This is a genomic window from Rhodoblastus sp. (assembly GCF_019449565.1).
GTDB lineage: Bacteria > Pseudomonadota > Alphaproteobacteria > Rhizobiales > Beijerinckiaceae > Rhodoblastus.
Map to the genome: position 1 here is coordinate 1 of NZ_JAGRPM010000025.1, position 24,183 is coordinate 24,183.

The 24,183-nt window shown below is 63.0% G+C and carries 35 protein-coding genes and 1 pseudogene; 33 read left to right on the forward strand and 3 right to left on the reverse strand.

Annotated features, from left to right (window positions below; translation table 11 throughout):
- The 32 genes and pseudogenes from tuf to QZ409_RS05675 all read left to right on the forward strand — a co-directional run.
- Positions 1-145: pseudogene (gene tuf, locus QZ409_RS05520) on the forward strand (elongation factor Tu); the annotation flags it as partial.
- 61 nt (positions 146-206) lie between these two features.
- On the forward strand, positions 207-515 hold the full coding sequence (gene rpsJ, locus QZ409_RS05525) for a 30S ribosomal protein S10 (protein ID WP_085773755.1): 309 nt from the start codon (positions 207-209) through the stop codon (positions 513-515).
- Positions 516-603: 88 nt separating this feature from the next.
- On the forward strand, positions 604-1,350 hold the full coding sequence (gene rplC, locus QZ409_RS05530) for a 50S ribosomal protein L3 (protein WP_296707653.1): 747 nt from the start codon (positions 604-606) through the stop codon (positions 1,348-1,350).
- Between the two features lie 3 nt (positions 1,351-1,353).
- Positions 1,354-1,974 (forward strand): 50S ribosomal protein L4, encoded by a 621-nt coding sequence (gene rplD / locus QZ409_RS05535; protein WP_283364749.1) that lies wholly within the window; start codon positions 1,354-1,356, stop codon positions 1,972-1,974.
- Positions 1,971-2,267 carry a 50S ribosomal protein L23 gene (locus QZ409_RS05540; protein WP_283364750.1) on the forward strand — a complete coding sequence of 99 codons (297 nt, stop codon included), beginning with the start codon at positions 1,971-1,973 and terminating at the stop codon, positions 2,265-2,267. The genes rplD and QZ409_RS05540 overlap by 4 nt, the downstream gene beginning before the upstream one ends.
- Positions 2,268-2,290: 23 nt before the next feature.
- Positions 2,291-3,127 carry a 50S ribosomal protein L2 gene (gene rplB, locus QZ409_RS05545; protein ID WP_296707660.1) on the forward strand — a complete coding sequence of 279 codons (837 nt, stop codon included), beginning with the start codon at positions 2,291-2,293 and terminating at the stop codon, positions 3,125-3,127.
- Positions 3,128-3,131: 4 nt separating this feature from the next.
- Positions 3,132-3,410: a 30S ribosomal protein S19 gene (gene rpsS, locus QZ409_RS05550; protein WP_283364752.1), complete on the forward strand. Its 279-nt coding sequence runs from the start codon at positions 3,132-3,134 to the stop codon at positions 3,408-3,410.
- Between the two features lies 1 nt (position 3,411).
- Complete coding sequence (rplV, locus tag QZ409_RS05555) at positions 3,412-3,801, forward strand: 50S ribosomal protein L22 (protein ID WP_296707662.1); 390 nt, start codon at positions 3,412-3,414, stop codon at positions 3,799-3,801.
- A gap of 10 nt (positions 3,802-3,811) precedes the next feature.
- A complete protein-coding gene (gene rpsC / locus QZ409_RS05560; RefSeq protein ID WP_296707664.1) occupies positions 3,812-4,555 on the forward strand; it encodes a 30S ribosomal protein S3 in 744 nt (247 codons plus the stop codon).
- 22 nt (positions 4,556-4,577) lie between these two features.
- Positions 4,578-4,991 (forward strand): 50S ribosomal protein L16, encoded by a 414-nt coding sequence (rplP, locus tag QZ409_RS05565; protein ID WP_283364755.1) that lies wholly within the window; start codon positions 4,578-4,580, stop codon positions 4,989-4,991.
- 9 nt (positions 4,992-5,000) lie between these two features.
- Positions 5,001-5,213, forward strand: coding sequence for a 50S ribosomal protein L29 (rpmC, locus tag QZ409_RS05570; protein WP_283364756.1), 213 nt, complete (start codon positions 5,001-5,003; stop codon positions 5,211-5,213).
- Positions 5,214-5,222: 9 nt separating this feature from the next.
- On the forward strand, positions 5,223-5,465 hold the full coding sequence (gene rpsQ, locus QZ409_RS05575) for a 30S ribosomal protein S17 (RefSeq protein WP_283364757.1): 243 nt from the start codon (positions 5,223-5,225) through the stop codon (positions 5,463-5,465).
- A 105-nt stretch (positions 5,466-5,570) separates the two neighbouring features.
- Positions 5,571-5,939 (forward strand): 50S ribosomal protein L14, encoded by a 369-nt coding sequence (gene rplN, locus QZ409_RS05580; RefSeq protein WP_296707669.1) that lies wholly within the window; start codon positions 5,571-5,573, stop codon positions 5,937-5,939.
- Positions 5,939-6,256 carry a 50S ribosomal protein L24 gene (rplX, locus tag QZ409_RS05585; protein ID WP_283364759.1) on the forward strand — a complete coding sequence of 106 codons (318 nt, stop codon included), beginning with the start codon at positions 5,939-5,941 and terminating at the stop codon, positions 6,254-6,256. The genes rplN and rplX overlap by 1 nt, the downstream gene beginning before the upstream one ends.
- A 109-nt stretch (positions 6,257-6,365) precedes the next feature.
- Positions 6,366-6,896, forward strand: a complete 531-nt coding sequence (rplE, locus tag QZ409_RS05590; protein ID WP_296707861.1) for a 50S ribosomal protein L5 — start codon at positions 6,366-6,368, stop codon at positions 6,894-6,896.
- A 35-nt stretch (positions 6,897-6,931) separates the two neighbouring features.
- On the forward strand, positions 6,932-7,237 hold the full coding sequence (gene rpsN, locus QZ409_RS05595; RefSeq protein ID WP_283364760.1) for a 30S ribosomal protein S14: 306 nt from the start codon (positions 6,932-6,934) through the stop codon (positions 7,235-7,237).
- A gap of 10 nt (positions 7,238-7,247) precedes the next feature.
- Positions 7,248-7,646: a 30S ribosomal protein S8 gene (gene rpsH, locus QZ409_RS05600; protein ID WP_283364761.1), complete on the forward strand. Its 399-nt coding sequence runs from the start codon at positions 7,248-7,250 to the stop codon at positions 7,644-7,646.
- 22 nt (positions 7,647-7,668) lie between these two features.
- Positions 7,669-8,202: a 50S ribosomal protein L6 gene (gene rplF, locus QZ409_RS05605; RefSeq protein WP_296707674.1), complete on the forward strand. Its 534-nt coding sequence runs from the start codon at positions 7,669-7,671 to the stop codon at positions 8,200-8,202.
- Positions 8,203-8,213: 11 nt separating this feature from the next.
- Positions 8,214-8,576 carry a 50S ribosomal protein L18 gene (gene rplR / locus QZ409_RS05610; protein ID WP_283364763.1) on the forward strand — a complete coding sequence of 121 codons (363 nt, stop codon included), beginning with the start codon at positions 8,214-8,216 and terminating at the stop codon, positions 8,574-8,576.
- 182 nt (positions 8,577-8,758) lie between these two features.
- The gene (gene rpsE / locus QZ409_RS05615) at positions 8,759-9,331 is read left to right on the forward strand and encodes a 30S ribosomal protein S5 (RefSeq protein WP_283364764.1); all 573 of its coding nucleotides are present in this window, start codon (positions 8,759-8,761) and stop codon (positions 9,329-9,331) included.
- 14 nt (positions 9,332-9,345) lie between these two features.
- Positions 9,346-9,531, forward strand: coding sequence for a 50S ribosomal protein L30 (gene rpmD, locus QZ409_RS05620; RefSeq protein ID WP_296707681.1), 186 nt, complete (start codon positions 9,346-9,348; stop codon positions 9,529-9,531).
- A 14-nt stretch (positions 9,532-9,545) separates the two neighbouring features.
- On the forward strand, positions 9,546-10,028 hold the full coding sequence (rplO, locus tag QZ409_RS05625) for a 50S ribosomal protein L15 (protein ID WP_296707682.1): 483 nt from the start codon (positions 9,546-9,548) through the stop codon (positions 10,026-10,028).
- A 175-nt stretch (positions 10,029-10,203) separates the two neighbouring features.
- The gene (gene secY / locus QZ409_RS05630; protein ID WP_296707684.1) at positions 10,204-11,538 is read left to right on the forward strand and encodes a preprotein translocase subunit SecY; all 1,335 of its coding nucleotides are present in this window, start codon (positions 10,204-10,206) and stop codon (positions 11,536-11,538) included.
- Positions 11,535-12,116 carry an adenylate kinase gene (locus QZ409_RS05635; RefSeq protein ID WP_296707686.1) on the forward strand — a complete coding sequence of 194 codons (582 nt, stop codon included), beginning with the start codon at positions 11,535-11,537 and terminating at the stop codon, positions 12,114-12,116. The genes secY and QZ409_RS05635 overlap by 4 nt, the downstream gene beginning before the upstream one ends.
- 168 nt (positions 12,117-12,284) lie before the next feature.
- Positions 12,285-12,653, forward strand: coding sequence for a 30S ribosomal protein S13 (gene rpsM, locus QZ409_RS05640; protein ID WP_296707688.1), 369 nt, complete (start codon positions 12,285-12,287; stop codon positions 12,651-12,653).
- Positions 12,654-12,833: 180 nt separating this feature from the next.
- Entirely contained in the window at positions 12,834-13,223 is a 390-nt protein-coding gene (gene rpsK, locus QZ409_RS05645) for a 30S ribosomal protein S11 (RefSeq protein WP_296707691.1), read from the forward strand.
- Positions 13,224-13,341: 118 nt separating this feature from the next.
- On the forward strand, positions 13,342-14,358 hold the full coding sequence (locus tag QZ409_RS05650) for a DNA-directed RNA polymerase subunit alpha (RefSeq protein WP_296707693.1): 1,017 nt from the start codon (positions 13,342-13,344) through the stop codon (positions 14,356-14,358).
- A 191-nt stretch (positions 14,359-14,549) separates the two neighbouring features.
- A complete protein-coding gene (gene rplQ, locus QZ409_RS05655; RefSeq protein WP_296707695.1) occupies positions 14,550-14,963 on the forward strand; it encodes a 50S ribosomal protein L17 in 414 nt (137 codons plus the stop codon).
- 172 nt (positions 14,964-15,135) lie between these two features.
- Positions 15,136-17,352, forward strand: coding sequence for a Hint domain-containing protein (locus QZ409_RS05660; protein WP_296707698.1), 2,217 nt, complete (start codon positions 15,136-15,138; stop codon positions 17,350-17,352).
- Between the two features lie 109 nt (positions 17,353-17,461).
- The gene (locus QZ409_RS05665) at positions 17,462-18,862 is read left to right on the forward strand and encodes a Do family serine endopeptidase (RefSeq protein ID WP_296707699.1); all 1,401 of its coding nucleotides are present in this window, start codon (positions 17,462-17,464) and stop codon (positions 18,860-18,862) included.
- 112 nt (positions 18,863-18,974) lie between these two features.
- Positions 18,975-20,633 (forward strand): Na/Pi cotransporter family protein, encoded by a 1,659-nt coding sequence (locus QZ409_RS05670; protein WP_296707701.1) that lies wholly within the window; start codon positions 18,975-18,977, stop codon positions 20,631-20,633.
- Between the two features lie 36 nt (positions 20,634-20,669).
- Positions 20,670-20,948, forward strand: coding sequence for a hypothetical protein (locus tag QZ409_RS05675; RefSeq protein WP_296707703.1), 279 nt, complete (start codon positions 20,670-20,672; stop codon positions 20,946-20,948).
- On the opposite strand, the gene QZ409_RS05680 is transcribed toward QZ409_RS05675, so the two are convergent.
- Genes QZ409_RS05680 through QZ409_RS05690 form a run of 3 tightly spaced genes read right to left on the reverse strand, consistent with a single transcriptional unit; the run spans position 20,949 to position 22,995 of the window.
- Positions 20,949-21,554 carry a flavin reductase family protein gene (locus QZ409_RS05680; RefSeq protein ID WP_296707705.1) on the reverse strand — a complete coding sequence of 202 codons (606 nt, stop codon included), beginning with the start codon at positions 21,552-21,554 and terminating at the stop codon, positions 20,949-20,951.
- Positions 21,554-22,276, reverse strand: a complete 723-nt coding sequence (locus QZ409_RS05685) for a DNA-3-methyladenine glycosylase I (protein WP_296707707.1) — start codon at positions 22,274-22,276, stop codon at positions 21,554-21,556. Before QZ409_RS05685 ends, QZ409_RS05680 begins: the two co-directional genes overlap by 1 nt.
- Before the next feature lie 2 nt (positions 22,277-22,278).
- A complete protein-coding gene (locus QZ409_RS05690) occupies positions 22,279-22,995 on the reverse strand; it encodes a glutathione S-transferase N-terminal domain-containing protein (RefSeq protein WP_296707710.1) in 717 nt (238 codons plus the stop codon).
- A 72-nt stretch (positions 22,996-23,067) separates the two neighbouring features.
- On the opposite strand from QZ409_RS05690, the gene QZ409_RS05695 reads away from it, so the two are divergent.
- Complete coding sequence (locus tag QZ409_RS05695; protein WP_296707712.1) at positions 23,068-24,177, forward strand: anhydro-N-acetylmuramic acid kinase; 1,110 nt, start codon at positions 23,068-23,070, stop codon at positions 24,175-24,177.
- The last annotated feature ends 6 nt before the right edge of the window (positions 24,178-24,183 follow it).

A 24,183-nucleotide genomic window follows, 5' to 3' on the forward strand; every position in this document is an offset into this window, starting at 1 on the left:
CACGGAAATGGTGATGCCGGGCGACAACGTCTCGATGGACGTGGCGCTGATCGTTCCGATCGCCATGGAAGAAAAGCTGCGCTTCGCGATCCGCGAAGGCGGCCGCACCGTCGGCGCGGGCGTCGTCGCTTCGATCATCGAATAATCAGGCTGGATGCGCCGGCGCAGGGGTCTTCCCGGCGCCGGTCCGCCAAGGGATGCAATCAATGAACGGCCAGAACATCCGTATCCGCCTCAAGGCGTTCGATCATCGGATTCTCGATACCTCGACGAAGGAAATCGTCTCCACCGCCAAGCGCACCGGCGCCCAGGTTCGTGGTCCGATTCCGCTTCCGACCCGGATCGAGAAATTCACGGTGAACCGCTCGCCCCACGTCGACAAGAAGTCGCGCGAACAGTTCGAAATCCGCACCCACAAGCGGGTTCTCGATATCGTCGATCCCACCCCCCAGACCGTCGATGCTTTGATGAAGCTCGACCTTGCGGCGGGCGTGGACGTCGAGATCAAGCTCTAATCTGGTTTTGAGACGTTTTGACGACGTCTCTCGGCGCCTCTTCCCGGTCAATATGACCGAGTGAATGCGCCTTCATGGGAAAGAAACAATGCGGTCAGGCGTCATCGCACAGAAGGTCGGCATGACCCGCGTCTTCACGGACAGCGGCGAACATGTTCCGGTCACGGTATTGAAACTCGACGGCGTTCAGGTCGTCGCGCATCGCACGCTTGAGAAGAATGGCTACACCGCCGTTCAGCTCGGCATCGGCCGCGCGAAGGTCAAGAACGTCTCCAAGGCCGAACGCGGACGCTTCGCCGTCGCGAATGTCGAGCCGAAGCTGAAGCTCGCTGAATTCCGCGTCGCGGAAGACGACCTGCTGCCGATCGGCGCCGAAATCACCGCGGACCATTTCGTCGTCGGCCAGTTCGTCGACGTCACCGGCACGACGCTCGGCAAGGGCTTCGCCGGTCCGATGAAGCGCTGGAACTTCGGCGGTCTTCGCGCCTCGCATGGCGTGTCGCTGTCGCATCGTTCGCACGGTTCGACCGGCGGCCGTCAGGACCCGGGCAAGACCTTCAAGAACAAGAAGATGGCCGGCCACATGGGCACGGACCGCGTGACCACGCAGAACCTGCGCGTCGTTCAGCTCGATGTCGAACGCGGCCTGGTTCTGGTCGAGGGTTCAGTTCCCGGTCATGCCGGCAACTGGATCTTCATCCGTGACGCGGTGAAAAAGGCCCTTCCGGCCGACGCCCCCAAGCCCGGCAAATTCCGCCTGGCCGAAGAAGCCGCCCCGCCGGCGGTTGAAACCCAAGCTTCGGCCCCGGCCGATACACCTTCTTCGGAGGCCTGAGCCGTGAAGATCGACATCACCTCCTTCGACGGCGCCGCCGTCGGCTCCGTGGACCTCTCGGACGACATCTTCGGCCTGGAGCCCCGCGAGGACCTTATTCATCGCATGGTGCGCTATCAGCTCGCCAAGCGCCGCGCCGGCACCCATGCGGTCAAGAACCGCGCGGAGATCGCCCGCACCGGCAAGAAGATGTACAAGCAGAAGGGCACTGGTTCTGCCCGTCACGGCTCGGCCCGCGTGCCGCAGTTCCGTGGCGGCGGTCGCGCCTTCGGTCCGGTAGTGCGCTCGCATGCGCATGACCTGCCCAAGAAGGTCCGCGCCCTGGCGCTCAAGCACGCCCTTTCGGCCAAGGCCAAAGACGGCGCGATCGTGGTTTGGGATGCCGCCAACGCGTCCGAGCCCAAGACCGCCGCGCTGAAGGCCAATTTCGCCCGGATCGGCTTGAAGAACGCGCTGATCATCGACGGTGCCGAGGTCCAGGCGAATTTCGCACTGGCTGCGCGCAACATTCCGCAGATCGACGTCCTGCCGATTCAGGGCATCAACGTCTATGACATTCTCCGCCGCGAAAAGCTGGTGCTGACCAAGGCGGCGATCGATGCGCTGGAGGCGCGCTTCAAATGAGCCAGGATCCGCGCCACTACGACGTCATCGTCGCCCCGGTCATCACCGAAAAGGCGACAATCGCGTCCGAGCAGAACAAGTTCGTGTTCAAGGTTCGTCCGGACGCGACCAAGCATCAGATCAAGACCGCCATCGAACGCCTGTTCGACGTGAAGGTCGAGGCTGTGAACACTCTGGTCCGCAAGGGCAAGAAAAAGGTCTTCAAAGGAACGCGCGGCGTGCGTTCCGACGTGAAGAGCGCGGTTGTGACTCTGGCCGAGGGCCAGAAAATCGACGTCACCACCGGGCTCTGAGCTGGAAGTAAGGAAACAGGCAGATGGCGCTTAAAACGTTCAAGCCGATCACGCCGAGCCTTCGCCAGCTCGTGATCGTCGACCGCGGCGAGCTCTACAAGGGCAAGCCCGTCAAGAAGCTGACGGAGGGTCAATCCTCCGCCGGCGGACGCAACAACACTGGCCGCATCACCGTCCGCTTCCGCGGCGGCGGCCACAAGCAGGCGTATCGCATCATCGACTTCAAGCGCCGCAAGGAAGGCGTCGCCAAGGTCGAGCGCATCGAATACGATCCGAACCGCACGTCCTTCATCGCCCTCATCACCTATGGCGATGGCGAGCAGTCCTACATCATTGCGCCGCAGCGGCTTGCCGCTGGCGACTCCGTGGTGGCTGGCCCGCAGGTCGACGTCAAGCCCGGCAACGCGATGCCGCTGGCCGCGATCCCGGTCGGCACGATCGTCCACAATGTCGAGCTGAAGATCGGCAAGGGCGGCGCGATCGCCCGCTCAGCCGGCTCCTACGCTCAGATCGTGGGCCGCGACCAGGGCTACGTGATCCTGCGCCTCAATTCGGGCGAACAGCGCCTCGTGCATGGCCAGTGCTATGCTTCGGTCGGCGCGGTTTCCAACCCGGACCACATGAACACCACGATCGGCAAGGCCGGTCGCCAGCGTTGGCTGGGCTGGCGTCCGCATAACCGCGGCGTCGTCATGAACCCTGTCGATCACCCGCACGGCGGCGGCGAAGGCCGTACTTCGGGCGGCCGCCACCCGGTCACGCCGTGGGGCAAGCCGACCAAGGGCAAGAAGACCCGGTCCAACAAATTCACCACCAAATTCATTGTGACTTCGCGTCACAAGGCCAAGAAGAAGGGCTGACCTCATGTCGCGCTCGATTTGGAAGGGTCCGTTCATCGACGGCTACCTCCTCAAAAAGGCGGAGGTGGCTCAGTCCGCCAAGCGCTCCGAGGTCATCAAGACCTGGAGCCGCCGCTCCACCATCCTGCCGCAGTTTGTCGGCCTCACCTTTGGCGTCTACAACGGCCACAAGCATGTGCCGGTGCAGGTTACCGAGGACATGATCGGTCACAAGTTCGGCGAATTCTCGCCGACCCGGACCTTCCATGGCCACGCGGCCGACAAGAAGGCGAAGAGGGGCTGATATGTCGCAGGAAAAGAATCCCCGCGCGCTCAAGGACAACGAGGCCAAGGCCGTCTGCCGCATGATCCGCGTCAGCCCGCAGAAGCTGAACCTCGTCGCCCAGCTCATTCGCGGCAAGAAGGTCGATCGCGCGCTCGCCGACCTGACCTTCTCGCACAAGCGCATCGCCGCCGACGTCAAGAAGACGCTCGAGAGCGCGATCGCGAATGCGGAAAACAATCATAGCCTGGACGTGGACGATCTCGTCGTCGCCGAAGCCTTCGTCGGCAAGGCGCTGGTGATGAAGCGCTTCCACGCCCGCGCTCGCGGCCGCGCCGGCCGGGTCGAGAAGCCCTTCTCGAACCTGACCATCGTGGTGCGCGAAGTCGAAGCCGCGCCTGCGAAGGCCTGAGGAGAGAACGATGGGACAGAAAGTTAATCCGATCGGTCTTCGTCTGGGCGTGAACCGGACGTGGGACTCGCGCTGGTTCGCCAACAAGGGCGAATATGGCAAGCTTCTTCACGAAGACTTCGCGATCCGCGAAGTGCTGATGAAGGCGCTGAAGCAGGCGGCTGTGTCGAAGATCGTCATCGAGCGTCCGCACAAGAAGTGCCGCGTCACCGTTCATTCCGCCCGTCCGGGCGTCGTGATCGGCAAGAAGGGCGCCGACATCGACAAGATCCGCAAGCTGGTCGCCAAGCTGACCGCCAGCGAAGTGGCGATCAATATTGTCGAAGTTCGCAAGCCGGAAATCGACGCGACCCTGGTCGCGGATTCGATCGCCCAGCAGCTCGAACGCCGCGTGGCGTTCCGCCGCGCCATGAAGCGCGCCGTGCAGTCGGCCATGCGTCTCGGCGCCGAAGGCATCCGCATCAACTGCTCCGGCCGTCTCGGCGGCGCGGAAATCGCCCGTCTCGAATGGTATCGCGAAGGCCGCGTGCCGTTGCACACCCTGCGCGCCGACGTCGATTACGGCGTGGCCACGGCCCACACGGCCTATGGCACTTGCGGCATCAAGGTGTGGATCTTCAAGGGCGAGATCCTGGAGCATGATCCCATGGCGCAGGAGCGCCGCGCCAACGAGGTCGGCGGAGATCATTCGCACGATCGCCGGCGCGAGCGTCGCGAGCCCCGCGAACCCCGCGAACCGCGCGGCGCGCGCTGAACCGAGCTTGAGAGTTTGAAAAATGCTGCAACCCAAGCGCACAAAATTCCGCAAGGCCTTTAAGGGCCGCATCAAGGGCGTCGCCAAGGGCGGATTCGAGCTCGCCTTCGGCCAATACGGCCTGAAGGCTCTCGAGCCTGAGCGCGTCACCGCCCGCCAGATCGAAGCCGCGCGTCGCGCCATGACCCGTCACATGAAGCGTGCGGGCCGTGTCTGGATCCGCGTTTTCCCCGACGTTCCGGTGTCGGCCAAACCGACCGAAGTGCGTATGGGTAAAGGCAAGGGCTCGCCGGAGTTCTGGGCGGCCCGCGTCGCCCCCGGCCGCATCATGTTCGAGATCGACGGCGTTCCGCAGAACATCGCTCGCGAAGCGTTCACGCTCGCCGCTGCGAAGCTGCCGATCAAGACCCGTTTCATCGAACGCATCGCAGAATAAGAGGACGGCATGAAAGAGAAACAGCGCCTGTCCGACTTGAAAGCCATGTCGGACGATCAGCTCAACGACGAATTGCTCAAGCTCAAGAAAGAGCAATTCAACCTGCGTTTCCAGCGCGCCACCGGCCAGCTCGAGAACAGCTCGCGCGTCCGGATCGTGCGCCGCGAGGTCGCCCGGATTAAGACGGTTGCCGCGCAGAAGCGCGCCGACGCCAAGAAGTAAGGTTTTCCCATGCCGAAGAGAATTCTCCAGGGCGTCGTCGTCAGCGACAAGCAGGAAAAGACCGTGGTGGTGAAGGTGGAGCGTCGCTTCACTCATCCGCTGCTGAAGAAAACCGTCCGCCGCACCAAGAACTATCACGCGCATGATGAAGCGGGTGATTTCAAGGTCGGCGACGTTGTCTCCATCGAGGAGACCCGTCCGATTTCGAAATTGAAGCGCTGGATCGTCGTGAAAGACGAAACCAAGGCTTGATTTTTGGGTCGAAATGAACGAGGAAGCGCGCTCGCTTCCTTCAGGCGTAGTCCCTACGGAAATGATTCCGGACGGAAACCGATCTGAGATGAAAGGCTCGAAGCCATGATTCAGATGCAGAGCAACCTCGACGTGGCCGATAATTCCGGCGCGCGCCGTGTGATGTGCATCAAGGTGCTTGGCGGCTCCAAGCGCAAATATGCAGGCGTTGGCGATATTATCGTTGTGTCCGTCAAGGAAGCCATTCCGCGCGGACGCGTGAAAAAGGGCGATGTGATGAAGGCGGTCGTCGTTCGCACCGCCAAGGACATCAAGCGCCCGGACGGCTCCGTGATTCGTTTCGACACGAATGCGGCCGTTCTCATCAACAATCAGAAAGAACCCGTGGGCACCCGCATCTTCGGACCGGTTCCGCGCGAACTTCGCGCCAAGAACCACATGAAGATCATCTCGCTCGCTCCGGAGGTGTTGTAATGGCCGCGAAGATCAAGAAGGGCGACAAAGTCGTCGTGCTCGCCGGCCGTGACAAGGGCCGCAAGGGCGAAGTGACGCTTGTCAATCCGAAGGAAGGCAAAGCCCTCGTGTCCGGAGTCAATCTGGTGAAGCGTCACCAGAAGCAGACCCAGACCCAGGAAGGCGGCATCATTTCCAAGGAAGCCCCGATCCAATTGTCGAACCTCGCGATTGCCGATCCCAAGGACGGCAAGGCCACGCGCGTCGGCTTCAAGATTCTCGATGACGGCCGCAAGGTCCGCGTCGCCAAGCGTTCTGGAGAATTGATCGATGGCTGAGGCCAAGACCCCCAAGAAGGGCGCCGATAAGGCCCCCAAGAACAAGGGCTCCGAGAACGTCGCCGCCGCCGGCGCTGTTTCCGCGATCCCCGAGGGCTATGTCGCGCGCATGCGGCAGCACTACGACGAAGTGGTGCGCCCGAAGCTGATCGAGGAGTTCGGCTACAAGAACCCGCTCGAAGTTCCCGCGATCGAAAAGATCGTGCTGAACATGGGCGTGGGCGAAGCTGTGAACGACACCAAAAAGGTGACGGTCGCCGCCGCCGATCTCGCTCTCATCGCCGGCCAGAGGCCTGTGATCACCCGCGCCCGCAACGCCATTTCGACGTTCAAGGTGCGCGAAAACATGCCGATCGGCGCCAAGGTCACCCTGCGCAAGACCCGTATGTATGAATTCCTCGACCGTCTTGTTACGGTCGCGCTGCCGCGCGTAAGAGATTTCCGCGGTCTGAATCCGAAGTCGTTCGATGGCCGCGGCAATTTCGCCATGGGCATCAAGGAGCACCTAGTGTTCCCGGAAATCGACTACGACAAGGTCGACACGGTTCTTGGCATGGACGTCATCGTCTGCACCACCGCCAAGACCGACGACGAGGCTCGCGCATTGCTGCGCGCGTTCAACTTCCCGTTCCGGCAGTGAGGCTCGTCCTCAGACGCGGAGACCAGAGGTAACACATGGCCAAGAAAAGTTCGATTGAGAACAACAAGAAGCGGGCCAAGCTCGCGGAGCTGAAGGCTCCCAAGCGCGCCCGTCTGCGCGCGCTTGCGAAAGATCGGTCGCTGAGCGTTGAAGAGCGCTTCGAGGCGACCCTCAAGCTCGCTGAGATGCCGCGCAATTCGTGCATCAATCGCGTGCGCAACCGCTGCGAGGTGACGGGTCGTCCGCGCGCCTATAACCGCAAGCTGAAGATGTCGCGTATCGCATTGCGCGAACTGGGCTCCAAGGGCTTGATCCCGGGCCTGGTGAAGTCGAGCTGGTAAGGAGACCGTCATGGCGATCAATGATCCTGTGGGCGATCTGCTCACCCGTATTCGCAACGCCCAGATGCGCCGCAAGTCGTCGGTTTCGACGCCTGGCTCGCGCCTGCGCGCCCATGTCCTCGACGTGCTCAAGGACGAAGGCTATATCCGTGGCTATAGCGTCACGGAATTCGGCAACGGCCGCACCGATTTCGAAATCGAGCTGAAATATTTCGACGGTCAGCCGGTCATCCGCGAAATCAACCGCGTCTCGAAGCCCGGCCGCCGCGTTTACGCGGCTGTTGACGCCATCCCGCGGGTCGCCAATGGTCTTGGCATCGCGATCATCTCGACCCCGAAGGGCGTCCTCGCCGATCATGCGGCGCGCGACGCCAATGTCGGCGGCGAAGTCCTCGCCACGGTCTTCTGATTGAGACGAGAAGGAGAAAACCATGTCTCGTATCGGTAAGAAGCCCGTTGCGGTCCCGGCCGGCGTCACCGCCAAGGTCGAAGGCCAGAAGGTGACCGTCAAGGGCGCCAAGGGCGAATTGTTCTTCGTTGTCCATGACGACGTCAATGTCGAGATGAACGACAATCAGATCAAGGTGGACCCCCGCTTTGAAACCAAGCGCGCCCGCGCGCTTTGGGGCACGGCCCGGGCCCAGATTAACAATCTGGTGATCGGCGTGACGCAGGGCTTCGAAAAGAAGCTTGAAATCACGGGCGTCGGCTACAAGGCGGCTGTTGCGGGCAAGAGCCTGCAGTTGTCGCTCGGCTACAGCCACGACATCAACTATCCCATCCCGGCCGGCATCGCGATCGTGACGCCCAAGCCGACCGAAATCACCATTTCCGGCATCGACAAGAGGCAGGTTGGCCAGGTGGCCGCCGAAATCCGCGACTATCGCGGACCCGAGCCCTACAAGGGCAAGGGCGTCAAATATGCCGGCGAATTTATCTTCCGCAAGGAAGGCAAGAAGAAGTAAGGACCCGCGTCATGGCTCAGGACAAATCCTCCGAAAGCCGCCGCAAGGCGCGCGTTCGCCGTACTCTCCGCGCTCGCGCCTATGGCAAGCCCCGGTTGTCGGTCTTCCGTTCGTCGAAGCAGATCTACGCCCAGATCATCGACGACCAGAATGGCGTCACCCTGGCTTCGGCTTCGACCCTGGAGAAGGACAACCGCGAAGCTCTCAAGAGCGGCGCGAACATCGAAGCCGCGAAGACGATCGGCAAGCTGATCGCGGAGCGCGCTGTCGCCGCCGGCGTCAAGGAAGTCGTGTTCGATCGCGGCGCCTATATGTACCACGGCCGCGTCAAGGCTTTGGCCGATGGCGCGCGCGAGGGCGGACTGCAATTCTGATCGGCGGAGCCTCCGCCGGTTGAAACCCTCACATCCGACCCGGACCGCCTAGCGCGTTCCGGGTTTGGGTTTTGAGGAAATCGCCAACTCCCCGGGCATGCCGATGTTCGGTAGGGGGGTAGGCCAATAACCCCAGCGAGCGGGCGCCTTGAGGGCGTTCCGCGCAAGTGACGGACGAACAAATGGCTCGTGAAGGTGAAGGCGGTCGCGGTCGCGATCGCAAGGAAGAAGAGCGCGACAGCGAATTCGTGGACCGTCTGGTCCATATCAATCGCGTCGCCAAAGTCGTCAAGGGCGGCCGTCGCTTCGGCTTCGCCGCGCTCGTCGTCGTCGGCGACCAGAAGGGTCGCGTCGGCTTCGGACATGGCAAGGCGCGCGAAGTGCCGGAAGCCATCCGCAAGGCGACGGAATCCGCCAAGCGCGGCCTGATCCGCGTTCCGCTGCGCGAAGGCCGCACTTTGCATCATGACGTCAACGGCCGCCATGGCGCGGGCCGCGTCATCCTGCGCGCGGCTCCCGCGGGCACCGGCATCATCGCCGGCGGTCCGATGCGCGCCGTGTTCGAGACGCTCGGCGTCCATGACGTCGTCGCCAAGTCGCAGGGATCTTCCAATCCCTACAACATGATTCGCGCCACGTTCGATGCGCTGAAGGCCGAGGATTCGCCCCGCGCCGTCGCCGCTCGCCGCGGTCTGAAGGTGTCCGTGCTGCAGTCTCGTCGCCCCGGCGGCGAAGACGGTACGGCTGAAGGCTGAGGGAGGAGCGATCCATGACTGAAGCCAAGACCATCACGGTCGTTCAGACCAAGAGCCCGATCGGCCGTCCGGCCGAGCAGCGTCAGACGCTGGTCGGCTTGAATCTCAACAAGATCGGCCGCAAGGCGGTGTTGCAAGACACCCCCGCCATTCGCGGCATGATCGCAAAAGTCGCGCATCTTCTGCGCGTCGAAGCCTGAGGGGAGCGACGCACATGAAGCTCAACGGCATTTCCGACAATCCCGGCTCGTCCAAGAACCGCATGCGCGTTGGTCGCGGCATCGGTTCCGGCAAGGGCAAGACTGGCGGCCGCGGCGTCAAGGGTCAGAAGGCCCGCACCGGCGTCGCCATCAAGGGCTTTGAAGGCGGCCAGATGCCTCTGCATCGCCGCCTGCCGAAGCGCGGCTTCTGGAATCCCTTCTCGGTGGATTACAATGAAGTCAATCTCGGCCGCATCCAGCAGGCCGTCGAAGCCGGCAAGCTCGACATCGCTGCTCCGGTGACGCTCGAATCGCTGATCGCAGCTGGCGTGGTCACCAAGGCCCGCGACGGCATCAAGATTCTGGGCCAGGGCGAATTGACCGCCAAGCTGACCTTCGAGGTCGCCGCTGCGTCGAAATCGGCGGTTGCGGCCATCGAGAAGGCTGGCGGCGCTGTCAAGCTGCTGGCGGCCGCGGAAGCGGCTCCGAGCGCCTGAAGCACTGGCGTTTGAGGAAAATTCACGGCGAAGCGTCAAAAGGGCGTGATTTTGCCGTGACGAATGATTAACACGGGGCGGCGGACCAACAGTCTCCGCCCCGTTTTTTTACCTTTGTGCCGCGCGGCGTCCGCGCAAGTCTCGTGCGGCGTTCGCGCATCCTGGAGCGACAGACATGGCCTCGGCAGCTGAACAGCTTGCGGCTAACATCAATTTCGCCTCCTTCGGCAAGGCCGAGGAACTCAAGAAGCGGATCTGGTTCACCCTCGGGGCCCTGATCGTCTATCGCCTGGGAACTTATATTCCGCTGCCGGGCATCGACCCCGCCGCCTTCGCCGCCAATTTCCATGGCAAGCAGCAGGGCGTGCTCGAACTGTTCAACATGTTCGCGGGCGGCGCCGTGCAGCGCATGGCCATCTTCGCCCTGAACATCATGCCTTACATTTCGGCCTCCATCATCGTCCAGTTGATGAGCTCGGTCATTCCTTCGCTTGAACAGCTGAAGAAGGAAGGCGAGCAGGGCCGCAAGGTCATGAACCAATATACCCGCTACCTGACCGTGGTGATCGCTGCGTTCCAGGCCTATGGCATCGCGGTCGGCCTTGAGGGCCAGCCCAATGTCGTCAGCGATCCGGGCTGGTTCTTCCGCATTTCGACCGTGCTGACGCTCATGGGCGGCACTCTTTTCCTGATGTGGCTTGGCGAGCAGATCACCTCGCGCGGCATCGGCAATGGCTCGTCGCTGATCATTTTTGCAGGCATCGTGGCGGCCTTTCCGTCGGCGGTCGCCAATACGCTGGAGCTGTCGCGTCAGGGCGCAATTTCGCCGCTGGTCCTGATGGGCTTGATCGTGATGTCCTTCGGCGTCATCGCCTTCATCGTCTTCATGGAGCGCGCCCAGCGCCGGCTCCTGATCACCTATCCGAAGCGCCAGCAAGGCAATCGGGTCTATGAAGGCCAGACGTCGTTCCTTCCGCTGAAGCTGAACACGGCGGGCGTGATTCCGCCGATCTTCGCCTCGTCGCTGCTGCTGCTGCCGACGACCATCGCCAATTTCTCGGAGAATGGCGGGGCGGGCGGCGTACTCGGCTTCCTGGCTACCTATCTTGGCCATGGTCGCCCGGCGTATATCGCGCTCTATGTCGCACTGATCGTGTTTTTCGCCTTCTTCTATACGGCGATTGTGTTCGATCCGGTCGAGACGGCGGAAAACCTCAAGAAGCACGGCGGCTTCATTCCCGGCGTGCGACCGGGCGAGCGCACGGCGCAATTCATCGATCACGTCCTGACCCGCATCACGGTTCTGGGCGCCGCCTATCTTGCGATCATCTGCCTCCTACCCGAAATGCTCATTTCCCAATTTGCGCTTCCGTTCTATTTCGGCGGAACGTCCCTGTTGATCGTCGTGAGCGTCACCATGGACACGGTGGCGCAGATTCACGGCCACCTGCAGGCGCAGCAATATGAGGGCCTGGTCAAAAAGGCCAAACTCAGGGGGAAAAAGAAATGAGGCTGATTCTGCTCGGACCGCCCGGCGCCGGCAAAGGCACGCAATCGTCGCGCCTTGAACAGAAATATGGCATCCCGCAGCTTTCGACTGGCGACATGCTGCGCGCGGCGGTCAAGGCGGGCACCCCGGTTGGTCTTCAGGCCAAGGCGGTGATGGATGCAGGCGGCCTCGTCTCGGACGAAATCGTCGTCGGCATCATCGCCGCGCGAATCGAAGAGCCCGATTGCGCCAAGGGTTTCATTCTCGACGGCTTCCCGCGCACCGTGGCGCAGGCGAAAGCGCTCGACGCGATGCTCAAGTCCAAGCACAAGGAGCTCGACGCGGTGATTGAGCTGGTCGTGGACGACCAGATTCTGCTGTCGCGCATCGAGGGACGCGCCCGCGAAACTGTTGCGGCGGGCGGCGCCGTCCGCGCGGACGACAATCCGGATGCGTTCAAGAAGCGCCTGGAGCAATATCACCAGCTCACCGCGCCGGTTTCCGATTATTACCGTTCGGTCGGCGAGCTTCGCACGGTCGACGGCATGGCCGCCATCGACGCCGTGACCGCCGAGATCGATTCGATTCTCGGTAAATAATCTTCGGCGAAGGTTGACGCCGAGGCGCGCCCGTTCTAAGGGAACGTTTTCCAAACACGCTCCGGCTTGCAAAGGGCTGGAGCGTGGTTTTTTGCATCGCCCGCATGGGCCGGCCTCCACCGGACGCGGGATCACCCGGGCCTCATGGCCCCAGATGGAGAATGAAGAATGGCTCGTATAGCCGGCGTCAATATTCCGACCAACAAGCGCGTCGTCATCGCGCTGCAATATATTCACGGCATCGGCGCCAAAAAGGCCGAAGAGATTTGCGAGAAGGTCAGCATTCCGGCCGAGCGCCGCGTTAACCAGCTGACCGACGCCGAAGTGCTTCAGATCCGCGAAACGATCGACCGCGACTATATCGTGGAAGGCGACTTGCGCCGCGAAGTCGCGATGAACATCAAGCGTCTGATGGACCTTGGCTGCTATCGCGGTCTGCGTCACCGCCGCCAGCTGCCCGTTCGCGGTCAGCGCACGCATACGAACGCCCGCACCCGCAAGGGCAAGGCGAAGCCGATCGCCGGCAAGAAGAAGTAAATACCCTTCGGGTCAGCGCTTTGCCCGGTTCGCTTCGCGAGCCGGGCATTTCCCGCATCTCGCCCGAAATTCAATTCGCTCTGGCCGGTTTTTTTCCAGCGCGAGCGAGATCATAGGGCCCGGACAGGTCCGCCAACCCGAGCGCCTGGCATTACGGGCGCGCCAGAAGGAACGAGAACAATGGCCAAGGAAAACACCCGCGTTCGCCGCAGAGAACGCAAGAACATCGCCTCCGGCGTCGCGCATGTGCATTCGTCGTTCAACAACACGATGATCACCATCGCCGACGCCCAGGGTAACACCATTTCCTGGTCCTCCGCCGGCACCATGGGCTTCAAGGGCTCGCGCAAGTCCACGCCTTACGCCGCGCAGATGGCCGCTGAGGACGCCGCCCGCAAGGCTGCCGAACACGGCATGCGCACGGTCGAAGTCGAAGTTTCCGGTCCCGGTTCGGGCCGTGAATCGGCTCTTCGCGCCCTTCAGGCGGCGGGCTTCACCGTCACCTCGATCCGCGACGTGACCCCGATCCCGCATAACGGCTGCCGCCCGCGCAAGCGCCGCCGCGTCTGATATTTCCTGAAATGCCGCGCGGGGCTTCGACGGAAGCCGCGCGCGTTTTCCTGTTATGCGGCGCTGGCGCCAGGGTCGACGGACCGATATGCCCAGCGGCCGAAGGAAGAGGTCGAAAATGATTCAGAAGAATTGGCAGGAACTGATCAAGCCGAACAAGCTGCATGTCATCCCCGGCGAAGACCCCAAGCGGGTCGCAACCGTGGTGGCTGAGCCGCTTGAGCGTGGCTTCGGCCTGACGCTCGGCAACGCCCTGCGCCGTATTCTGCTTTCGTCGCTGCAAGGCGCCGCCATCACCTCCGTCCACATTGACGGCGTGCTGCACGAGTTCTCCTCGATCCCCGGCGTCCGCGAGGACATCACCGATATCGTCCTCAACATCAAGGACGTCGCGATCAAGATGCACGGCGACGGCCCGAAGCGCATGACCCTGAAAAAGCAGGGTCCGGGCGTGGTCTATGCCAGCGACATCGGCGTGACCGGCGATATTGCGGTTCTGAATCCGACGCTGGCGCTCTGCACCCTCGACGAGGGCGCGGAAATCCGCATGGAATTCACCGTGAATACAGGCAAGGGCTATGTTCCGGCGGACCGTAACCGCGCGGAAGACGCTCCGATCGGCCTGATCCCGGTCGATTCGATCTATTCGCCGGTCAAGAAGGTCTCGTACCGGATCGAGCCGACCCGCGAGGGCCAGGTTCTCGATTATGACAAGCTGACCTTGCAGGTCGAGACCAATGGCTCGCTGACGCCGGAAGACGCCGTGGCTTTCGCCGCGCGCATCCTTCAGGATCAGCTGAACGTCTTCGTCAATTTCGAAGAGCCCAAGCGCGAAGAGCATACGCCGTCGATCCCCGAACTGGCGTTCAATCCGGCGCTGCTCAAGAAGGTCGACGAGCTGGAGCTGTCCGTTCGTTCGGCGAACTGCCTGAAGAACGACAACATCGTCTATATCGGCGACCTGATCCAGAAGACCGAAGCCGAAATGCTGCGCACGCCGAACTTCGGCCGCAAGTCCTTGAACGAAATCAAGGAAGTGCTGGCGCAGATGGGCCTGCATCTCGGCATGGAAGTCACTGGCTGGCCGCCGGAAAACATCGACGAACTCGCGAAGCGGTTCGAAGAGCATTATTGAGCTGCCGGCTGCGACGCAGCCGGCGCCCCTCGCGTCAGCTCGGCGTCGCGTTCGCTCCTAGCCAATCCCCTGCGGGGCTTGGCATGCAATTTCCGGTCGGCTTTAGGCGACCGGCTCAACGCCCCAAAAGGGGCAAAGCACCGAACGGCCGTACCGTGGCGCGGCGGCCGTAACCAAAATGGAGAGCCAAAATGTATCACGGTCGTTCCAAACGCCGTTTCAACCGCACGGCCGAACATCGCAAGGCGATGTTCGCCAATATGTCGCAGGCGCTCATCAAGCATGAGCAGATCGTCACGACCCTGCCCAAGGCCAAGGATCTCCGTCCCGTGGTCGAAAAGCTGGTGACGCTTGGCAAGCGCGGCGACCTGCACGCCCGTCGCCAGGCCATTGCCCAGATCAAGGACGTCGTGCTCGTCAAGAAGCTGTTCGATGTGCTCGCGCCCCGCTACAAGGAGCGCAACGGCGGCTATACCCGCGTGCTGAAGGCCGGCTTCCGCTACGGCGACAACGCCGCCATGGCCGTGATCGAATTCGTCGATCGCGACGTCAGCGCCAAGGGCAAGGATTCCGGCCCGGTCGAGATCGCGGAAGCGGCCGAATAAGGCGCGGGCCTTAACGAATTTCAAAGGCGGCCCTCGGGTCGCCTTTTTTCGTTTGGGGGTGTCGAACCCTCGTGATTTTACAAGGCTCGAGCTTGGCTGCAACGGGTTCGGTCACCGAACTGTCATGGCTACGAATTAAGTCCTGAAAACAAAGAGTTCAGGAATCACGGCCATGGCGAATATTTCGGGTTCGTTCAATCTTAACATCGCGAAAACCTATACCGACCGCTACACGCTCAATGACGGAAACACCGGCATTATCGGGATCGGCGCGGTCCTCGCGCCGACGAGCGCCAATCCGGCGATCACGTTCAAGTTCACGTCTTCCAATACGTCGGAATCCCTGACCAATTCCGGCACGATCAATGTGACGGCGGATCGCGCTCTCTATGCTTCCGGTCTGCTGACCGGCGACAGCATCACGATCACCAATAATGCGACCGGCGTCATTCTTGGGGCCTATGCCGCGACCGGCGCCAGTGGCGAGAATAACGACGCCATCAAGGTCAAGACGGATTTTTCAGGCGGGTCGATCTCCATCGTCAATAGTGGCGTCATTGTCGCCGGCTCTTATTCTGGCGGCGTGGTCGGTCTGGCGGCCGGCGCGCCGACGAGCGGACAGGCTCTGGATCTCGACGATATCGCGAGTTCTCTGGTCACGATCACCAATTACGCCGGCGCCTTGATCGAATCGGCCGATAGCGACGGCATTCGTCCCGGCGCCGATGCGATCATCTATAATTACGGGTCGATTGTCGGCGGCAACCTTGGCTCTTCGACATCGGGCAATAATGGCGTCGCCTTTCAAAATCATCTGACCGGTTCGGCGACGATTTATAATTATTCGACTGGCGCGATCACCGGGTCGCATCACGGCATCACCGGCATTTTTGCGATCACCATCCACAACGACGGCGTCATCAGGGGCCAGTTGGGCTCCGGCGTCAACATGGATACGACGACGGGGACGACCACCGTCTATAACAGCGGCACGATCACCGGAAACGCCGGCGGCGCGACCGATGGCGACGGCATTGACGTCGACTATCTGCTCTATCTTGACAATTCGGGCACGGTGTCCGCGACCGGGACGTCCGGCGCCGGTTTGTCCGAGGCTGTGACCATCGGCGGCGGCACGATCATCAATGAGGCCACCGGCAAGATCGTCAGCGTTCAGCGCGCCATCACGGTCGACGACAGCAATGATGGGAATGCTCCGGCCGCGACCGCGATCACCAATTATGGCCTGATTGAAGGCGACAATGGCGAAGCGATCAAAATCACCGATATCCTTGCCGACACCCTGACCAATTCCGGGACCATCATAGGCAGCGTCGATCTCGGCGGCGGCGACGACTTCTTCAATATTTTCACCGGCTCGTCGATCACGGGGACCATTGAGGGCGGCGCCGGCAATGACACGCTCAATCTCGAAGGGTCGGGGTCTGGCGAGATCGGCAATCTCGCGGATATCGAAACGGTCAATCTGCTCGGCGGCCATTGGACGCTGGACAGCGAGACGATGCAGAAAGTCGTGTTTGCCAGCGGGGCGCAGGATTTGACGCTCGCGTCGAGCCTTTTCGCCGACGGCGCCTTCGCCGCGACCATTTCCGGCTTCGGAACGGATGACCGTCTCGATCTTCAGGGCGAAACGGGCCTCACGAGCGTCGTTCTCGGCGCCAATAACGTCCTGACCCTGACGGGCGGCGGCCAGACCCTGACGTTGCAACTCGATCCATCCGCCGACTATAGCGCCTCGACCTTCGCTCAGGCCGATGACGGCCACGGCGGAACGCTGGTGGAAAATGTCATCTGTTTCTATCCGGGGACCCGGATCGCCACGCCGGCGGGCGACGTTCCCGTCGAGGCGCTGGCGGCGGGCGACCTGGTCCTGACTTCCGAGGGCGAAGCCGCGCCGGTGCGCTGGATGGGCCGCCAGACCGTCTCGACCCGCTTCAGCGATCCTCTTCGGGTGCTTCCGATCCGCATTTGCGCGGGCGCGCTCGGCGAGGGTCTGCCCGTTCGCGATCTGCTGGTCTCGCCGGACCACGCGCTGCTGATCGATCGGGTGCTGGTGCATGCGGGGGCTCTGGTCAATGATGTGAGCATCATTCGCGAGCGCAATGTGCCGGAGATTTTCACCTATTGGCATATCGAACTGGCGGATCACGCCCTGGTCCGCGCCGAAGGCGTGGCGGCGGAGACGTTCATCGACAATGTCGATCGCATGGCTTTCGACAATTGGGAGGAACATGAATCCGCGCAGCCGGCTCCGCCGATGAGGGAGCTGCCCTATCCGCGAGCGAAGTCGGCGCGTCAGACGCCGCAGGCGATCCGGCGGATGCTTGCGGCCCGCGCGGCGGAGATCGCCCGGTCCCGCGCGGCGTGATCGTCAAAGAAAGGGCGGCGAACTTCGCTTCCTTGCCCTTTTTCGTCCGCGATGCGAATCCTATATTCGGCGGCCACGAATATATTTGGTGGTCCAGAAGGGGATTCGCATGTTTCGTCCCATATTCGCCGCCGGACTGATTCTTCTCGCCGCCGCGCCCGTCGTCGCGGAGGACGCGCGCGCCGTTCCGCAATCCAAGGCCCAGGTGACGCTCAGCTTTGCACCGGTGGTGAAGAAGGCTGCGCCGGCGGTGGTCAATGTCTATGCGCAACGGGTGGAGAAGGCGCCGGCGCGCAATCCTTTGTTCGACGATCCGGTTTTTCAGCGCTTTTTCGGGGGCGGCCAGCGACCCGGCGGCGCGAAGGCGCAGTCGCTCGGTTCGGGCGTGATCGTCGATCCCTCCGGCCTCGTCGTGACCAATAATCACGTCATCGAGAACATGACCGACGTAAAGGTCGCGCTGCTGGACCGGCGCGAATTGCCGGCGGAGGTCCTGCTGCGCGACCCACGCAGCGATCTCGCCATACTGCGCATCAAGGGCGGCGGCGAGGTCTTCCCGGTGCTCGATATGGGCGATTCCGACGCCATCGAGGTCGGCGATCTCGCGCTCGCCATCGGCGATCCCTTTGGCGTTGGCCAGACCGTGACGCAGGGCATTGTCTCCGCCGTCGCGCGCACCGAGATCGGCATCTCGGATTACGGCTTCTTCATCCAGACCGACGCCGCGATCAATCCGGGCAATTCCGGCGGGGCCCTGGTTGATATGGAAGGGCGGCTGATCGGCATTAATTCGGCGATCTTTTCGCAATCCGGCGGCTCGGTCGGCATCGGTTTCGCGATTCCGGTCAATATGGTCAAGAGCGTGGTCGCGGCGGCCAAGGCGGGCGGCAAGGAGGTGCGGCGGCCCTGGCTTGGCGCGAATCTGCAGAGTCTCTCGCGCGATCTGGCCGATTCGCTCGGCCTCGACCGTCCCAATGGCGCGCTGGTGGCGGAAGTCGACCCGCGCGGACCGGCGGCGGAGGGCGGCCTGAAGCGTGGCGACGTCATCATCGCCGTGGACGGCAAGGAGGTCACGGACGCCGGCGGCGTCGGCTATCGCCTCGGCGCGAGGCCGACTGGCGGGGTCGCGTCCCTGTCCATCCGTCGCGATGGCAAGCAGGCGGTGGTGCCGCTCAAATTGACGGCCGCGCCCGAGCGCCCGCCGCGCGACATGATGAAGATCGAGGGCGCGTCGCCCTTGGCCGGAGCCAGCGTGGTCAATCTTTCGCCCGCGACGATCGAGGAATTCTCGATCGCCAACGCGCAGGAAGGCGTCGCTGTGGTCGAGATCGAGGAGAATACCGCCGCCGCCATGGTCGGCTTCCAGAAGGGCGATATTGTGCTGACGCTCAATGGCGAGAAGGTTCAGACTACGCGCGATCTGGCGCGGATCACGGGCCAGCGTCCCTATATGTGGAAGCTCACGATCAATCGCGGCGGGCAGGTCATCACCAGCGTGATCGGGGGCTGAGGGGCGGGAAGCGGCGGCGACGGGAACAGCGCGGGCTTTTCGCCATTGGACGTGGAGCTGCAGGCCTGTTTAAATCTGTGTTGCGCTTGCGAAGCGAACCGGAGGCCGCGCGATGACTTTTCCACTGAACCTGCTCAGCCTCTGCGGCGCCGTGGCCCTGTTGCTCTGGGGCTCCCACATGGTTCAGACTGGGATCCAGCGCGCCTTTGGGCCGCGCCTGGGAGCCTTTCTCGCATCCGCGTTGCATGGACGGCTCCAGGCTTTTCTTGCCGGAGTCGGCGTCACCGCCCTGTTGCAGAGCAGCACGGCGACCGGTCTGATGGCGACGGGCTTCGCCGCCGCTGGCATGGTCGATCTCGTTCCCGCGCTGGCCGTCATGCTCGGCGCCAATGTCGGGACAACGCTGGTCGCGCAATTCCTGACGTTCAACGTCACCGCCTTCGCGCCCACTTTCATTCTGCTGGGCGTCATCCTGTTTCGCCGCGATTCAGGCGCGGCGCGCGACGTCGGCCGCGCCTTCATCGGCCTTGGACTGATGTTCCTCGCCCTGAGCCAACTGCTCGACCTCATGATGGTCTATGAGGACACGCCGAGCCTTCGCATGTTGTTGGGCGCGATCGCGACCGAGCCGCTGGTCGATGTATTGGTCGCGGCGGGTCTGACCTGGGCGGCGCATTCGAGCGTTGCGGTCGTACTGTTCGTCATGTCTCTCGCCGCGCGCGGCGCCGTGCCGCCCGACGCCGCTTTCGCGCTGGTTCTCGGCGCGAATATCGGCGCGGCCATCAACCCGGTGCTGGAAGGGCCGGCCGGCGACGATCCGGTGGCGAAGCGCCTGCCGCTGGGCAATCTCATAACCCGTGTGGCGGGAGCAGCGGTCGCGCTGGCCTTTCTCGCGCCGATCGGCCGGTTCATGGTCACGGCTTTCCCGGACAATGGCCGGGCGGTGGTGAATTTCCACACCTTGTTCAACCTGGTCGTCGCGGCGGCCTTTTTCCCTATTCTTCCTTATTACGCCTCGCTGCTGAAGCGCCTCCTGCCGCGTCGCGAGGATCCGGCGGACCCCGCGAACCCCATCTATCTCGACGCCGCGGCGCGGGAGACCCCAATTATCGCTTTGGGCGGCGCAGGGCGCGAGGCGCTCCGACTGGTCGATCTGGTGCAGGAGACAATCGGCGCGACGCGTCTGGCGGTTGAAAAGGGGGATCGCCGCGCCGCGGTCGAGGCCCGGCGCCGCGACGATCTGATCGATCGGCTCGCGGGAGCAATCAAGGGCTATCTTGTTTCGCTCGATCCGGAGGCCTTGAGCGCGGCGGATCAGCGCCGCATGGGGGAGATCGCGACTTTCGTCTCCGAAATCGAGCAGGCGGGCGACGCGCTGTCGCGCGGCTTCCTTGCCGCCCTCGCCAAACAGCTCAAGGACGCCATTGGGCTCGACCCAGCGGATCGCGACGAAGTCCTGCGCATGATTGATCGCCTCGACGGCAATCTCCGCACGGCGGGATCGCTGTTCATGACCGAAGATCCGCGCGTGGCGCATCTTCTGGCCGACGAGAAAATTGCGTTTCGCGATGCTGAGTCGCAGGCGGCGCTCGCCCATCTGAACGCCATCGGCTCCGGTTCCGCCGCGCTCGCCCGGGCCAGCGCGTTCCGGCTCGAATTGATGCGCGACCTCAAGCAGATCAATGGTCACATCGTCGCCGCTTCGGCCTATCCTTTGCTGGAGCGAACTGGCGAATTGTTGCCGAGCCGGCACCTCGCCAGGAAGCGTTGAGCGTTTCGAACACGAGAGCTTTTTTGAGGACCGCTCATGCGCAAGGCGTTCCAGAAAATCCTGGCCTTCCACTGGGTCACGACCTTCCTGCTGATGGGCGTATTTTCCTTCCTCGGCGCCCTGGCCTCGGTCAATATTTTCGTCATGCTGGAGGCGAATGTCCGCTTCCTCTCGGTCCATGGCGCGATGGCGGTGATGGAAGGCGCGTTGACGCAGCTTGGCCAGCTTCTGGCGTCGGGCCTGTTCGCGCTCGCCATGTATCTGGGCTTCAAGGCCTGCGAACGCGTGCTGGTGGAGAAAATTCTTGAAAAATGATCAGACCGGCCGGCGCATGTCGAACAGGGCGCCGATGGTGGCGTAATCGCCGGCATAGCCGCAACGCAGCAGCGGTTGGGCGGCGACGAGATCGAACTTGCCGTCGCGCAGAAAGGCCGGGTCGATGTGGACGCCGACCACCTGGCCGATGGTCAGGACATTGCCCATCGGTTCGCCGGAGATGTCCTTCAGCCGGATGATTTCCGTCACCTTGCATTCGAGGCTGCATGGACTCGCTGCGACCCGAGGCGCCTTCACCTTCACGCAAGGCGCCGTCTCCAGCCCGGCGTATTCGAACTCGCTTTGTCCGCGCGGGAGGGACGCGGCGCTGGCGTTCATCGCCTCGCGCAGCGCGAAACTCGCCATGTTCCAGACGAATTCGCCGCTCTCCTCGGCAAAGGAGGCGCTGTCCTTGGCGCCCTCGCTGGAAAAGGCGAGCAAAGGCGGGGCGCCGCCAATGGCGTTGAAGAAGCTGTAGGGCGCCAGATTGACCGCGCCCGATGGGCTGCGCGTGGAAATCCAGCCGATCGGGCGCGGGGCGACCATCGCCTTGAACGGATCGTGCGGGAGCAGGGCGCGATCGCGGCGGTCGGGCTCGTAAAACATCATTCCTCGCCGTGCATGCGCTGGAGCAGGGTCTGAGCGTCGAGATTCTCGCCCGCCGACATCGCGCAGATGCGCGAGAGCGCGACAAAGCTCAGGCCAGTCTCCTGCGCCCAGCCATTAAACGCCGTCTGCGCCGCGGCCAGATCGCGTTTCGACGTCGCCTTTTCAGAAATTTCGACGCCGGACTCGCGCAAGGACGTCAGCACGTCGCCCGAAAGGATGAAGGCGTCCCAGCCGATGAAGCGCAGAAAATATTGGCCAGTCATGCCGCCGAGCCGCGCGCCGTTTTTGGCGAGAAAAGCGAGGAGGCCGATCTCGTCGCCAGCGGGCCAGTCGGCGAGCAGCCGCCCGAAGGAGCCGCGCTCCGCCGCCACGCGGCTGACAAAGGCCGCGTTGTGGCGGACGGCGGCGATCTTCGCGCCATGGCGGACGATGCGCGCATCGCTCGCCAGCCGATCCCAGAACTCGTCCGGCTCGAAGGCGAGCCTTTGCGGCTGGAAGCCCAGAAAAGCCTCTTCGAAGCCGGGCCATTTCTGGTCGATCACCCGCCAGACGAAGCCTGCGCAGAAAATGCGCCGCGTCATGCCGGCCAGGATACGGTCGTCGGGCGTCCCCGCCAGATCGGCGTTGGAGATGCGCCCCGGCAGCAAGGCGGCCAGCGCGTACGCGCCGCCCTTGCGGCGTTCGGCGCGCCTGCGAATGGCGGCGAAACCCGCGGCCATGTTCACGCCTTCGCTTTGACGCTCTCGGCGGTCTGGCCGAACAGGACCTTTTTCGCTTCTTCCGTCATTGGCGCGGTCGGGCGGATCTTCTCGCCGATCTCATAGGCTTTCACGACCGCCGGGCGTGCGCGGATGGCGTCGAACCAACGGCGCAGATGCGGAAAATCATCGAGATTTTGCTGCTGGTTCTTCCACGGGACGATCCAGGGATAGCTGGCCATGTCGGCAATGGAAAAAGCGCCGGCGACGAAGCCGCCGGAATCCTGGGTCGTGGCGAGCTGGCGATCGAGCACGCCATAGAGCCGGTTGGTCTCTTTCACATAGCGGTCGATGGCATAGGGTATTTGCTCCGGCGCATAGACGCCGAAATGATGATTCTGCCCGGCCATCGGGCCAAGCCCGCCCATCTGCCAGTAGAGCCATTGCAGCGCCGCATATTTCTCGCGGGTGGCGGCAGGCAGGAACTTGCCGGTCTTTTCGGCCAGATATTGGAGAATGGCGCCCGATTCGAAAATGGAAATCGGCGCGCCGCCATCGGCGGGGGCGTGGTCGATGATCGCCGGCATGCGATTATTCGGCGCGATTTTGAGGAAGTCCGGCTTGAACTGGTCGCCCGCGCCGATATTGATCGGCCTGATTTCATAGGGCAGGCCGGCTTCCTCAAGGAAAATCGTGATCTTGTGGCCATTGGGAGTGGGCCAGTAAAAAAGTTCGATCATAGTCGCGTTTCCGGTTCTTTGCGTTTAGCTTGATTCTCAACATAGTGTCCGAAAGTCCCTGCGGGGTTTGCAATGCCGAAAATCTTCCGCGCCATCGGCGCAATGACGGGCACGTCAATGGACGGGGTCGATCTGGCCTTTTTGGAAACAGACGGCCGCCAGATGCTGAAATTCGGGCCAGCGGCCTCCTATCCTTTTTCCGACGCCGACCGCGTCCTGCTGCGCGGCGCCGTGGACGCGGCCAGATATCTCGTCAAGCGTGATGACCGGCCGGGCCTGCTGGCGGAGGCGGAAGACCTGGTCACCAACCGTCATATCGAGGCGATCCGCGATTTTCTGACGCGCGAAAGCATCGATCCGGCGGCGGTTGACGTCATCGGCTTCCACGGCCAGACCGTGCTGCACCGTCCCGACCGGGGCCTGACAGTGCAACTCGGCGACGGCGCCTTCCTCGCCCGCACCGTGGGCATCGACGTCGCCTATGACTTGCGCGCTGCGGATATGGCGGCGGGCGGGCAGGGCGCGCCTCTGGTTCCGGTCTATCATCGCGCATTGGCCGAGGCCTCGGGCGCCATCCTGCCCATGTTGTTCGTCAATATCGGCGGCGTCGCCAACATTACCTATGTCACGGCGAATGCGGACCCGCTGGCCTGCGACGCGGGGCCGGGCAATGCCTTGCTCGACGACCTGATGCTGGCCCGCACGGGCGCCGCAATGGATAGGGACGGCGCCTGCGCGCTGTCAGGCTCGGTGAACGAGGCCGCGCTCGCGGCTTTGACCGCTCACTCCTATTTCTCACAAAAGCCGCCGAAGTCACTGGACCGGAACGCGTTTTCGCCAAAAGCTGTTTCAGCTCTGGCGACGCCCGACGCCGCTGCGACCATTGTCGCCTTCACGGCGTGCGGCATTCTCGCCCATCTGCGCTTCCTGCCCGAGACGCCGCGCATGATCGTTCTCTGCGGCGGCGGCGCGCATAATCCCGCCATTGTCCAGGCGCTGGCCGAGCGCGCGCCCTGTCCGGTGCGGCGCGCCGAGGACTTCGGCTGGGATGCGCAGGCCATCGAGGCCCAGGCCTTCGCCTTCCTCGGCGTGCGCTCGGTCAAGGGCCTGCCGCTGACCTTCCCGAGCACGACCGGCGTGAGCGAACCTATGACCGGCGGCGCGCTGGCTTGGGCAGGCTAAATCTGG